The organism is Gemmobacter nanjingensis (genome assembly GCF_014652195.1).
GTDB lineage: Bacteria > Pseudomonadota > Alphaproteobacteria > Rhodobacterales > Rhodobacteraceae > Gemmobacter > Gemmobacter caeni.
This window is the reverse complement of sequence record NZ_BMYI01000004.1, coordinates 177,597-190,759: the sequence shown is the minus strand read 5'-3', so window position 1 is coordinate 190,759 and position 13,163 is coordinate 177,597. Positions and strand designations below refer to the sequence as shown.

Annotated in this window: 9 protein-coding genes; 6 read left to right on the top strand and 3 right to left on the bottom strand. The window is 63.7% G+C overall.

Features of this window, described 5'->3' with window-relative positions; translation table 11 throughout:
- Window positions 1–59: 59 nt before the first annotated feature.
- Together IE126_RS09845 and IE126_RS09840 are read left to right on the top strand one after the other, a co-directional pair.
- Entirely contained in the window at window positions 60–266 is a 207-nt protein-coding gene (locus tag IE126_RS09845) for an MbtH family protein (RefSeq protein WP_189380852.1), read from the top strand.
- The gene (locus IE126_RS09840) at window positions 263–4,138 is read left to right on the top strand and encodes an amino acid adenylation domain-containing protein (RefSeq protein WP_189380851.1); all 3,876 of its coding nucleotides are present in this window, start codon (window positions 263–265) and stop codon (window positions 4,136–4,138) included. Before IE126_RS09845 ends, IE126_RS09840 begins: the two co-directional genes overlap by 4 nt.
- Window positions 4,139–4,162: 24 nt before the next feature.
- Here the strand turns inward: IE126_RS09840 and IE126_RS09835 are convergent, their stop codons facing one another.
- The 3 genes from IE126_RS09835 to IE126_RS09825 are packed head-to-tail and all read right to left on the bottom strand — an operon-like array spanning window position 4,163 to window position 7,316.
- A complete protein-coding gene (locus IE126_RS09835) occupies window positions 4,163–5,368 on the bottom strand; it encodes an ABC transporter permease (RefSeq protein ID WP_189380850.1) in 1,206 nt (401 codons plus the stop codon).
- Window positions 5,368–6,072 carry an ABC transporter ATP-binding protein gene (locus IE126_RS09830; RefSeq protein ID WP_189380849.1) on the bottom strand — a complete coding sequence of 235 codons (705 nt, stop codon included), beginning with the start codon at window positions 6,070–6,072 and terminating at the stop codon, window positions 5,368–5,370. The genes IE126_RS09835 and IE126_RS09830 overlap by 1 nt, the downstream gene beginning before the upstream one ends.
- Window positions 6,069–7,316 carry an efflux RND transporter periplasmic adaptor subunit gene (locus tag IE126_RS09825; RefSeq protein WP_189380848.1) on the bottom strand — a complete coding sequence of 416 codons (1,248 nt, stop codon included), beginning with the start codon at window positions 7,314–7,316 and terminating at the stop codon, window positions 6,069–6,071. Before IE126_RS09825 ends, IE126_RS09830 begins: the two co-directional genes overlap by 4 nt.
- Window positions 7,317–7,750: 434 nt before the next feature.
- Between IE126_RS09825 and repA the strand changes: the two genes are divergently transcribed.
- The 4 genes from repA (at window position 7,751) to glpD (ending at window position 13,163) form a co-directional block, all read left to right on the top strand.
- On the top strand, window positions 7,751–8,950 hold the full coding sequence (gene repA, locus IE126_RS09820; RefSeq protein WP_054303018.1) for a plasmid partitioning protein RepA: 1,200 nt from the start codon (window positions 7,751–7,753) through the stop codon (window positions 8,948–8,950).
- Window positions 8,950–9,921 carry a plasmid partitioning protein RepB gene (gene repB, locus IE126_RS09815; RefSeq protein ID WP_189380847.1) on the top strand — a complete coding sequence of 324 codons (972 nt, stop codon included), beginning with the start codon at window positions 8,950–8,952 and terminating at the stop codon, window positions 9,919–9,921. Before repA ends, repB begins: the two co-directional genes overlap by 1 nt.
- 230 nt (window positions 9,922–10,151) lie before the next feature.
- Window positions 10,152–11,261, top strand: coding sequence for a plasmid replication protein RepC (gene repC / locus IE126_RS09810; RefSeq protein WP_268245809.1), 1,110 nt, complete (start codon window positions 10,152–10,154; stop codon window positions 11,259–11,261).
- 297 nt (window positions 11,262–11,558) lie between these two features.
- A complete protein-coding gene (gene glpD / locus IE126_RS09805) occupies window positions 11,559–13,163 on the top strand; it encodes a glycerol-3-phosphate dehydrogenase (protein ID WP_189380846.1) in 1,605 nt (534 codons plus the stop codon).

Sequence of the window (13,163 nt, the reverse complement as noted above, 5' to 3'; positions counted from 1 at the left end):
TGTGAATTATCCTCCCGGCCCCACGTCATTGAGGCGACCGAGATGCACGAGGGAGTAGCATGACCCGTTCTCTGACTGCCGGTGGCGACTGGCATATCGTCCGCAATGGCGAGGGCCGCCATTCCGTCTGGCCCGCCCTGCTTCCGCTGCCCGAAGGGTGGATCGCGGAGGGTGCCAAAGGGACGCGCGATGCCTGCCTCGCGCAGATCGAAACCCTCTGGGCCGATCCGCGCCCGGCTGCGCTGCGGAAGGTGATGGACGCATGAACGACCTGCATCCCACACCCGCACAGAACGGATTTGCGCTGACAGCAAAAGAGCGCCAGATCCTTGCCCATGATCAGGTGGGTGAGCTTGGCCCCTTCGCGCGGCCCGATCTGGTATTGCACTTTCCTGCCCGTTTCGGCGGAGCGACCCTGACGATGGCGGCCGAAGCGATGATTGCCGCGCATCCGGCCTTCAGCGCAGAGTTGCTGCGCCGGCCGGGCGGCGAGGTGTTGCGTCTGCAATCCGCCCCTCCCCGCACCGAGCTGCGGCGGCACGACCCCGCCACCGACCCGGCAGCCCGCGCCGTTGCATTGCTGGCCGACCGGCACCTTGCGCTGGACGCGGGGCCGCTGGCCACGGTCGATCTTGTTCCGGGCTTTGGCGGGACACATGCGCTGGCCATCGCCCTGCATCCGGTCCTTGGCGATGCGGCGACGCTGGCCGCGATGGAGCGGGCGCTGTTTGCAGCCCTTGCCGGACAAAGCCCGACACCGCTCTTGCTGGGCGCGCAGATGCCGGAAAGCGCACCCCGGGCAAAGATGCAGCGCTGGCGGGACCGGCTGGGCCAGGGCCATGCCCTCGCCCGGCTGCCGCAGCGCCATGGCGGGTCGGAAGGCAGAGTGCGGTTGCTGACCACGCCCCCCCTTTCGATCCCTCTGCCCCCGGCAGAGGCAGAACATATCCTGGCCACCGGGTTTGCAGCCCTGCTGGCCCGCTACTGCGGACAGGACAGGCTACGGTTCGCACTCGGGCAGCCCTCGCCCGATCCTGCGCGGCGGGGAGAGGATCTGTTGCCACTGCTGGTCAGCTACGATCCGGGCGAAGGCTTTGCCGCTTTCGGTGACCGGATCGCGGCGGCTATCAACGAGGCGCGGGCCGACGCCCTGCCCTCGGAGCTTCTGGTGCAGGACATGCTGCGCCATGCCGGGGCAGACCGGCATCCGCTGGGTGCGCTGACGCTGCATATATGGCCGGCCAATCCGCTGCCGGACGGTGTGACCCGGATCACCCGCCCCCGGCCCGCCTCACAGGGTGAATGCGTGGTTCTGGCCGAGGTGGCGGCAGACGGGCAGGTAACGCTCAGCGCTGATCATGCAGAAGGGCTGCATGAACCGGCGCTGATCGCGCGGTTGCTTGAACACCTCGACCGCCTGCTGGCTGCGGCGCTGACCGATCCGCAGCGCCCGCTGGCTCTTTTTCCCCTGCTCAGCGATACGGAACTGGCCGGTCTGTCGGCCCCTTATCCTGATGACACCCCGGCCGATCCGCGCGCCACGCATGAAATCATCGCGGCCCATGCCGCACAGACGCCCGACAAGCTGGCCATCATCTGCGGGCCGGACCGGCTGAGCCACGATGCCATGAACCGGGCGGCGAACCGGCTGGCACATCGGCTGATCACGCTGGGCGTGGGCGCCGAGGTGCCGGTGGCCATTCTGGTCGAGCGCGGCGCCGAAGCGGTGATCGCGATCCTTGCCACGCTGAAGGCTGGCGGCGCCTATATTCCGGTCGAGCCGGATCACCCCGCCAGCCGCAACCATCACATTCTGACTGATGCGGGGGTTCGCGTCGTCCTGACCCGCCGCCGTTACCGTGATCGGCTGCCTGCCGGGCTTGCGGCGCATGTGCTGTGCCTTGATGACCTGCCGCACGGGGATTTCCCTGACACCGATCCGGCAGTCACGATCCATCCCGACCAGCTTGCCTATGTGATGTACACCTCCGGCTCGACCGGCAAGCCAAAGGGGGTGGCGGTCGAACACGGGCCGCTGAGCCTGCACAACCAGACCACCGCCCGCGTCTATGAGATGAGCGCGGAGAGCCGCGAACTGCCCTTCCTGCCGTTTTCGTCCGATGGCGGGCATGAACGCTGGATGGTGCCGCTTATGATGGGCGGTTCCGTCGTGATCCCCGACGGGCCACTGTGGACGCCGGAGCAGACCCTGGCGGCGATGCGGGAACACGGCTGCAACAATGCCTCTATCCCGACCACCTATCTGCAACAGCTTGCCGAATGGGCCGAAACGACGGGAGAGGCACCACCGATGCGGCTTTATTCCTTTGGCGGCGAGGGTCTGGCCCAAAGCACCTTCGACCTGCTGAGCCGCGCGCTGAAGGCCCGGACGCTCATCAACGGCTATGGCCCGACCGAAACCATCATGACGCCGATGGTTTGGAAGGTCGCAGCGGGCACGCGGTTCGACGGGGCCTATGCCCCGCTGGGTCGGGCGGTAGGCGACCGTCGGGCCTATGTGCTGGACCCAGACATGATGCCCTGCCCCATCGGTGTGGTTGGCGAGATCCATCTGGGCGGCTCGGGCGTGGCGCGGGGCTATGTCGGGCGGCCCGGAACCACCGCAGACCGGTTTGTTCCCGATCCTTTCGGGCCGCGCCTTGGCGGGCCTGCGGGCGCGCGGCTTTACCGTTCCGGCGATCTGGGGCGCTGGCGTGAAGACGGTACCATCGAATTCCTTGGCCGGGCCGATCTTCAGGTAAAGCTGAATGGCTACCGGATCGAACCCGGCGAGATCGAGGCCGCGCTTCTGGCCGAGCCGGGCGTCAGCGAGGCCCTTGTGCTGCTGCGCGAGGAGGAGGGCGAGAAGCGGCTGATCGGCTATGTCGTCGCGCCCGCAACCGTGACAGGCGAGGATCTGCTGGCCGCGCTGGAGAGCCGGTTGCCGCGCCACATGCTGCCGCAGGCGGTGGTGGTACTGGACAGGATGCCAACCAATCCGAATGCCAAGCTGGATCGGGCCGCCCTGCCTCCGCCGGGCCGGGTGCAGCGGAAAGCGGAAGGCGTGACCCCGGCGACAGACACCGAAGCCCGGATGCTGTCCGTCTGGCGGGCCGAGATCGGGCATGACGGGATCGGAGTGACCGATGATTTCTTTGCTATGGGCGGGCGGTCTCTGGTGGCGCTGAAGGTTCTGGCCCGGCTGCGCGGGCTGTGGCCCGGTGTGGCGCTGACGGTGGCCGACCTGTTCGACGCCCCGACGGTCCGCGCACTTTCTGGCCGGATAGACGCGGGAAATGCCACAGGGCGCAACGCCATTGCCCTGCGCGCCACAGGCACCCTGCCCCGGCTGTATTGCTTCCCCGGATTGCTGGTCTCGACCCGCGAATATCAACGGCTGACCGATTACCTTGGGCCGGACCAGCCCGTCACCGGCTTCCTGTGCCATTCGCTGAACGAGCAGAAGGCGCTGAATGTTTCGGTCGAGGCGGTGGTGGCAGATTACGTTGCCCATATCCGGGCCGAGGCGCGCGGCGGCCCTTGCGCCTTTCTGGGCTGGTCGTGGGGCGGGCTTCTGGCCTGGGAGGCAGCGCGGCAGTTGCAGGACGAGATCGACCTGAGGCTGGTCGCACAGGTCGATGTCTGCGATCTGGGCACCGACTTCGCGCCCGGCGCCGCCCCGCAGTTCGCCCCCGGCGAACGCGCGCGGCTGAAAGCCGAGCTTGACGCCTGGCTGGCCCGCACCCGGATGCGGCCGGAATGGGACCGGCTGATCGGGCTTATGGATGCCGACTGCTTCGACCAGTTTCTGCGCTTCATCGGCAACGAGGCCGACCCCCTGCCCTTCGACGGCCCGGAAGTGTCCAGCCGCGAACATACGTTCTGGGTGCTGATCGACAATGCGCTGGTGTTTCGCAGGCACCGGCTGGCCGCGCTGGACGTGCCTGTCGCCTCGTTCAGCGCGGGGGACAGCCTCAGCCGCGGGCTCAATCTCGTGGACTGGCGGCGCCTGTCGCCGCGCGCTACAGCCTCCGAGATCGTGCCCGGCACCAATCACCTGCACATCATCGGAGACCGGCTGTTCCATGCCCGGCTGAAAGACCGGCTGGCCCAGGCCTGGCGGCAGAGCGGCGCGTAAGCCGAACCTGGAGCGGCCCTGCGGCTATTGGTGTCGCAGGGCCTCGATCGGGTCGAGCCGCGCCGCAGCGCGGGCCGGAAAATAGCCGAACACCATCCCGACCACCGCCGAAAACCCGAAGGCAAGGGACACAACTCCGGGGCTGGGAGAAAACGGGATCGCCATGATCTGCGCCGCTACGAAGGCCAGCCCCAGACCGGCCAGAATACCAACAATCCCGCCCAGCACCGAAAGCACGACCGCCTCCACCAGAAACTGCATCAGCACCTGGCTGGCCTGCGCACCAACCGAAAGACGGATGCCGATTTCGCGAGTCCGTTCGGTGACGGAGACGAGCATGATGTTCATGATTCCGATTCCGCCGACCAGCAGGCTGACCGCCGCGACCGAGGACAGAAGCCCCGTCAGCACGGAATTGACGGAATTGAGCATCGAGGCCAGTTCCTTCATATCATTGACCGCGAAATTATCCTCCTGCCCCGGCGCGATATGCCGCCGGTCGCGCATCAGGGTCTGGATATCCGACATCGCACGTTCGCTGGACCGGCCCGGCGCAACCTGTACCATGACGGAGGCCACATCCTGGCTGCCCAGCAACCGGCGCTGCACCGTCCGCACAGGCATGATGACCATATCGTCCTGATCCTGCCCGAAGGAACCCGCGCCCTTGGCCACCAGCAGCCCGATCACCTCGCAGGAAATCGCCTTGATGCGGATTTTCTCGCCCGTCGGATCTGTCGCGCCGAACAATGCGGTGCGTACCGTCTCGCCAATGATACACACATTGGCCCCGCTGCGGTCCTCGGCCGGCGTGAAGCCACGCCCGCGCGCGATCTGCCAGGCGCCGATGTCAAGATAGGCCGAGGTCGTTCCCGTCACGCTGGTGGTACGGTTGGTATTGCCGAAAACGGCGGTCTCCGAGGTCGAGACGACGGGCGCCACCGACGACAGACTGTCGAGATCCTGAAGCGCCTGAATATCGGCCAGCCGGAAAGCGGGCGCGGTATTGCGGGCGCCCGGCCCCATCATGCGGGTGCCGGGGCGGAGGATAAGCATGTTGGTGCCAAGCGCCTCGACATTGGCCGAAACCTGCTCTGACGATCCCTGCCCCACTGTGACCATGGCGATGACGGCCGCAACGCCGATCACGACGCCCAGCACGGTCAGGAAGGACCGCAGCGCATTGCGGATGATGGCGGTCAGCGCGAGACGAATGGTTTCAAGCAGCATTACGTCCCCCTTGCGCGGGTCGGCGCATCGCGCACCACCTTGCCATCTGTAAAAACCACCAGCCGCCCGGCATAGGCGGCCATGTCTTCCTCGTGTGTCACCATGATAATGGTCAGCCCGGCATCGCGGTTGAGCTGTTGCAGCAGCTCCATGATCTCGACGCTGCGGCGGGTATCGAGGTTGCCGGTCGGTTCATCCGCCAGCATCACCATCGGCTCGCCCGCCAGCGCACGCGCGATGGCCACGCGCTGTTGCTGCCCCCCCGACAGCTGCGCGGGGGTGTGATCTTCCCGCCCGTCCAGCCCGACACGGGCCAGTGCCTGCCGCGCGCGCGCCACTCGCTCTGCCTTGGGCTGGCCCTTGTAGATCAGCGGCAGTTCCACATTTTCCAGCGCCGTGGTGCGCGGCAGCAGATTGAAGCCCTGAAACACGAAGCCGAGGTAGTGACGGCGCAGAAGCGCGCGCTGATCCTGATCCAGCGTCGCGACCTCGACGCCGTTGAACAGGTAGTTGCCGGAACTCGGCCGGTCGAGGCAACCGATGATGTTCATCGCGGTCGACTTGCCGGACCCGGACGGCCCCATGATGGCGACGAACTCGCCGCGGCTGATGGTCAGGTCCACCCCGTCCAGCGCCCGCACCAGCGCCTCGCCGCTCCCATAGAGACGGGTAATGCCGCGCAATTCGATCAGCGGCGCGGTCATTTGGGCGCTTCGTGCTGATCGGTGATGACCTGATCACCCTCGGCTAGCTCGCCCGAGGTGATGACGGTGCGCCTGCCGTCGGAAGCGCCGGGGATCACCTGTACCTCGACCGGCACACCCGCCCGCAACACCCAGACCGTCTTGCCACTGGCAACCCCGCTTTGAGTGCCCGAAGGCGCGGGCATGATCAAACCGATCAGCCCCCCTGCCCCGCCGCCGCCCGTATCTTCCGCTATCTGCGGCGGCGCATAACGCAGCGCGGCGTTTGGCACCTGGATTACACCCTTTGCCTCGGTCACCACGATGGTCGCAGTCGCCGTCATGCCGGGGCGCAGGGTCAGATCGGCGTTGTCCACCGCCAGCACGCCCTTGTAGGTCACCACATCATCCGTGGTTTCGGGCGCATAGCGAACCTGGGTGATCGTCGCGGGGAAACTGCGGCCCGAATAGGCATCGACAGTGAAGCTGGCCGCGTTGCCCACCGCGATTTCACCAATATCGGCCTCGTCGATATCCACCAGCACCTGCATGCGGCGCAGATCCTCTGCCAGAGTGAACAGCGTCGGCGCCGACAGCGAGGCGGCAACGATCTGCCCGGCCGAAACATCGCGCTTCAGCACCACCCCGGCAATTGGCGAGCGGATGGCGGTCTTGTCCAGATCGGTGCGTTGCAGTGACAGATTGGCCTCGGCCAGTGTCAGGGATGCCCGCGCCGCCTCCGTCGCCGCGCGAGCACGGTCACGGTTCGCCTCATAGGTGATGAAGTCGCTGTGCTTCACCACCCCGCGCTTCTGCAACTCGGCCTGGGTTTCATAAAGCTCTTCCGTTTCGCGCTGTGTCGCCTCGGCCTGCACAAGCTGGGCGCGCGCCGCGGCCAGCGCCGCTTCGGCATTGGCAACCTGCGCCCGCAACTTGGTATCATCCAGCCGCGCCAGCACCTGTCCCACCGAAACCTCGTCGTTGTAATCGACATCGACGGACAACAGCGTTCCCGACAGTTCGGACGATACCTCGACCTCGGTGGTCGGCTGCACCGTGCCGGTCGCCGTGACCGTGGCGGTCAGGTCGCCACGCAGGACAGGCTCGGTCACATAGACTGTTCCGCCTGAATCGGGACTGCGCCAGAGCCATAACGCCCCCGCCAAAAGGATGATCAGCAAGGGGAGCAGCAGCCAGCGCCCGCGATTGCGCCGCCCTGCCCCCGCGATCATCCGCTGGATATCCTCTGTGCCCTGATCCGGCATGCTGTCCCGCCTTCCGATGCGCCGCCCGTCGACGGCCCTTGCATGATACGGATATCCGCGCCGAATCCGTCGGTTGCCGTTCTTGTCCCGCCGCGACAAAATATCCCCGCAGGATTCGCCACAGGACCGGCCCGCTCACCTGTGGATAACTCTTGTGGATATCTTTCAGCAACACCCGCACGTCTGGCAGCAGATGGCCCTGAGGCCGCGCGTGGGGCGAGATGTTTGACTTTTTCAAGTTATATCAGCTATTTGCCCGCATGATTTCGACCACAGGATGAACTTCCTGGCACGACTGCGCGCCATAGCGACGAAAAATTCTGTTGCCGCGTGACAAGTTGCGTGCCATCACTCCAGTTGTCGCATGGTTTCGTTTTTGACGCCCTTCTGCGACGAAAGAGAAAGTGGTCCGCAAAGAGACCATCGAGGATAGGATGACGAGCGACAGACTCCCCGAACCCGGCAGCATTGCCGGCATGATCAGCGCCAACGCCACCCGGCTTTCCGAGGCGCTGAACAACCATATGCGGAACAGCTTCCACCCCGGAAGCCGCAAAACGCTGCGCAAGTTTCATCCCGCCGAAGTATCGGAACTGACGGGCATCTCGATGTCCAATCTGAGAACGCGCCACCAGGAGGGCGATTTCCCGGATGTAGAGACGGATTCCCGCGGTCGCAGACTCTATTCCGCTGAAGAGATCGACCAGATCCGCGATGTCATGGCCCGCACGGGACGCAATGGCGAGACCTATCGCCCAGGTCGGCGCGAAGGCGATGGTTTGCAGGTCATTTCCATCGTCAATTTCAAGGGCGGGTCCAGCAAGACCACGACCGCGATCCATCTGGCGCAGCGCTATGCCCTGCGCGGCTATCGGGTTCTGGCCATCGACATGGACCCGCAGGCCAGTCTGACCACCATGTTCGGCTACCGCCCCGAGATCGAATTCGCGGAAGCAGGGACTGTTTATGATGCCTTGCGCTATGAAGACCCGGTGCCGCTGAGCCAAATCATCCGCAAGACCTATTTCCACAATCTCGACCTTGCGCCGGCTGGGCTGCTGCTTTCGGAATACGAGACCGAAACCGCCTATGCCTTGCAACACCGGATCGAGCCGCCGTTCACGCAGCGGCTGGCCATCGCGCTCAGCGAGGTCGAGAACGCCTATGATCTGGTGATCATCGACTGCCCGCCGCAACTTGGCTTTACCACCATGTCTTCGCTGCTGGCCTCTACCGGCCTGCTGATTACAGTGGTGCCCAGCATGCTGGATGTCGCCTCTATGGCGCAATTCCTTGAAATGGCAGGTGAAACTGTCAGAACGCTGGAGGAATCCATGGGACCGACCGATTGGAAGTTCCTCAAATTCCTCATCGCCCGGTACGAGCCGACCGATGTGCCACAGGCGCAGATGGCGGGCTTTCTGCGTTCGATCCTGCTGGAGCAGGTGCTGAATACGCCGATGCTCAAATCCACCGCGATTTCCGATGCGGGGATGACGCAACAGACGATTTACGAGCTGGACCCCAATCAGGTCGTCCGCAAGACGCTGGATCGCATTCTGGAAAGCGTGAATGGCGTCGCTGACGAGTTTGAGGCGGTGATCCAGCAGGCCTGGGGTCGGAGGAACAGCTGATGGCGCGCCGCAACATCTTTCAACCTCCCCCGCCGCCCTCCCCGCAAACAGAGACTGTTCCTGCGGAATCGCGCCCACGTTTCCCGAATACCGGGCCGATGTCTGGTGTGAAATCGACCCTGCGCGACCTGTCCTCCAATGCGATCCGGGAGCTTGATCCCGCATTGATCGAGGATGATGGCCCCCGTGACCGCCTTGCGATCACGGATGCGGATGTCGCTGATCTGGCTGAAAGCATCCGGCTGCACGGACAACAAGTGCCGATCATGGTGCGCCCGCTGGCCGAGGCGCCCGGACGGTATCGCATCGTCTATGGCCGCCGCCGGTTGCAGGCGCTGAAACTGGCCGGACTTCCTGCGAAGGCCCTGATCCGGTCATTGACCGATGAACAGGCCATTCTTGCGCAAGGTCAGGAAAACAGCCTTCGGGTCGATCCGAGCTTCATCGAAAAGGCGGTTTTCGTCTCTGAACTGGCCGAAAACGGCTATGAGCCTGCGGTGATTCTGGACGCACTTGCCATCGACAAGCCTATGCTGTCACGCATGACGAAAGTGGCGCGCACCATTCCGGGTGAGGTCATCCGTTTCGTTGGCCCCGCCCACGGGATCGGTCGCCGCCGCTGGGAAGAGCTGGCCGATGCCGCGCGGGATCACGGGCTGGATCTTGTGGATCTGGTGCAGGCCCTTCCACCTGCGGCCGCCGCCCTGCCCTCTGACGACCGCTTTGCGCAGCTTCAGTCCGCAGCGACCAGAGCAACCACACCAGCGGCGCAACCAGCTCCTGCCTCGCCCGGCCTCACGGTAAAAGACGCGACCGGCGCGACAATTGCAGAGGTGAAGGCCACCCCGCGCTCGGTCACGATCCGCCTTGGCCAGGGCGACGCCGCATTCACAAGCTGGATGCGTGCAAACGCCGAACACGAGATCCTGCGCCTGTACCGGACGTGGAAAGCCGGACAGCGCAGCGACTGACGATATCGAGCAACACAACAACAAGGAGCACATCGCAGCCACAGGAAAAGAAAGAGCCCCCCAAGGTCACCCTCGGAGAGCCCAATCTGTTGCTTAGCACCCACAGATTTACCAGCTTCTCCGCTCCAGTCAAGACAGCCGATTCGGCTGATTGATGGAATTTTGCCTGTTTCTGGCAAAATGCTCGGCCATTGGTCAGGGCACTCACCCTGGGTTTGCCGTGAAATGCCATGGCTTTCAGACATGCCTCTGCGCCGATCCGGTCGCAGACTGATTCTTCATTGTCCGCGGACAATTCTACCCCTGATCGATTTGCCATGATGGAGGCGCTGCGGCGCGCGGCGCCGGCTCTTGGCCTGCGCCCCCCTGTCATTGCGACGCTGGATACGCTGCTGTCCTGCTTGCCGCCCAAGCGCAATCACAACCGCGTCTTCGCCTCAAATGCCACCTTGGCACTGCGCCGCAACGGCGTGTCTGATCGCACGTTGCGACGGCACTTCGCTGAACTGATCGAAGCGGGCTTCCTCCTGCGGATCGACAGTCCGAACGGCAAGCGATACTGCAAGCACGACCCCGAGATGGGCACGGTCCTGCGCTTCGGCCTCGACCTCTCGCCTCTTTTCAATGCCTATGAGCGGCTTTGCAGCCTCGCAAGGCAGGTAGCCGATCAACAGGCCCATCTGGATTACCTTCGCACGAAGCTTCGGTCGACCATCGCCTCATGCCTCGCCAAGCAGGGTGAGACCCCTCTGCTGGAAGACGCCAGGCGCGTCCTGCGCCGCAAACCGTCTGCCGAAGAACTGGGGCATTGGCTGTCACTTCTGTCTGCTGAAACTTTGCAGGCAGAAAGCGAAGAACCGGCAGAAGAACTGTCCGCCAGCAACGGCCAAAATGTCCGCCACCATCATAGTTCAAAAAAAGAACTTATTGATAAGAAGGCAGCGGAAACTGAGCCTGACACTTCCGTACTGTCAGAAATCACTCAGATCTGCCCACAAGCGGCCTCCTTCCTTCAGACATCAATTCGTAACGCAGCGGACATCACCTCACATGCAAGACAGATGGCTCCAATGATGGGCATTGAACGTCAATGCTACGAACGTGCCGAAGACAAGCGAGGAGCCATGGAAGCTGCCCTGACGATCTGGCTTTTACTGGAAATGCAGGATCGCATTCATCAGCTCGGTGCATATTTCAGGTCGGTAATGCTGGGCGCCCGGAGCGAAACGTTCTGTCCCTGGCAATTGCTGGAGAAACTTCGCAAGCGCGGAGGGCATCAGAGAATTGTCCGCGGACAACAATATGCCTGCGGAGGCAACCCGCCCGTCGCGGCAACATGATCCAATGACGGCGATCAAATCGAAGTGACCCTGCGTGCCTCAACGTCCATGTGGAACCCTTCGATCATTCAATGCCAGCAAATGCATGTTCATTCTCTTTCGAAATTCCGCATCAATGTTCGTATTGGGTCAAAATTTCTGCGACACAGCATGAATCAGGCTCACTTTAGCCCTGAATCGAACGTTTCCAGCGGTGTTTGCTCTAAAAAAGATGAAAACCGAAAATAAACGCTTGACCGATAGCGCAAACTGGCTACTCCTTGAACACATCAAGATGACCTGCCAACGGAGGGCGACGTGCCTGTAACCGGCTCGCCAGCGATAACCGATTTGTTCGTCATTGGCGGCGGCATCAACGGCTGTGGCATTGCCCGCGACGCCGCCGGGCGGGGTCTGTCTGTCACGCTGGCTGAACAGGGCGATCTGGCGCAGGCAACGTCATCCGCCTCCACCAAGATGTTTCACGGCGGGTTGCGGTATCTGGAATATTTCGAGTTTCGTCTGGTGCGCGAGGCTCTGGAGGAACGTGAGACGCTGCTGGTTGCGATGCCGCATATCAGCTGGCCGATGCGGTTCGTGCTGCCAATCTCACCCGAGATGCGGTTTGAGGGAAGCACGCCGACCTCGCGTCTGTTGTCCATGGTCATGCCCTGGCTGAAGGGGCGCCGTCCGGCCTGGCTGATCCGGCTGGGGCTGTTCCTGTATGACACGCTGGGGGGGCGGCAGATTTTGCCGGGCACGCGCCGCCTGGATCTGACGCAGGACGAGGCGGGCAAGCCGCTGCGGCCGGGGTTCCGGTTGGCCTATGAATATTCTGATTGCTGGGTGCAGGACTCCCGTCTGGTCTCGCTGAATGCGCGTGATGCGGCAGATCGGGGCGCCCGGATCATGGTGGGCACGCGGGTCGTTTCTGCCTCGCGCGAAGGTGATCTGTGGCGGGTTGAAACCGACGGGGTGCATGGCCCGCAAATTCATCAGGCGCGCGCGCTGGTCAATGCGGGCGGGCCGTGGGTTGAGGATGTGATCCGCAATGTTGCCCGCGTGCCTTCGACCGAAGGCGTCCGACTGGTGCGTGGCAGCCATATCGTGACGAGGCGGCTGTATGACCATGATCGCTGCTATTTCTTTCAGGGCGGTGACGGGCGGATCATCTTCGCCATTCCTTATGAGCAGGACTTCACCCTGATCGGAACCACCGACCAGGATCATCACGGCGCGCCGGGGGAGGCGCGTTGTTCCGAGGCAGAGCGGGATTATCTGTGCGCCTTCGCGAGCCAGTATTTCGCCCGGCCGGTGACGCCCGATGATGTGGTCTGGACCTATTCGGGGGTGCGACCGCTTTACAATGACGGGGCGAAATCCGCGACAGCCGCGACGCGCGACTATGTGCTGAGCCTGCATGCCGACGGGGCACCATTGCTCAATGTGTTCGGGGGCAAGATCACGACCTACCGGCGGCTTGCGGAAAGTGCGCTTGCGAAACTCTCGCCTTATTTCCCCAAGGCGAAAGGGCCGTGGACAGCCCGCGTTCCGCTGCCGGGCGGGGATTTCCCGCATGACGGCGTCGGTGCCCTGCAAAACCGTCTGATCGCGGAATATCCGTTTCTCGACGCCCGAGACAGCCTTCGTCTTGTACGCACCTATGGAACAGATGTGTTCGATGTTCTGGGCGGGGCAACAAGCCTCGCTGAACTCGGGCAGTCGTTTGGGGCCGGGCTGACCGCGGCAGAAGTGAACTGGCTGGTCGAAAAGGAATTTGCCCGCAGCGCCGAGGATATCCTGTGGCGGCGTACCAAGCTCGGGCTGCACATGACCCCGGAACAGATTGCCGCGCTGGAGGGCTTCATGGCTGAGCGCGGTGCAACATCGACCGGCCGGATGGCCAGTCCCGCAGCGGAATAG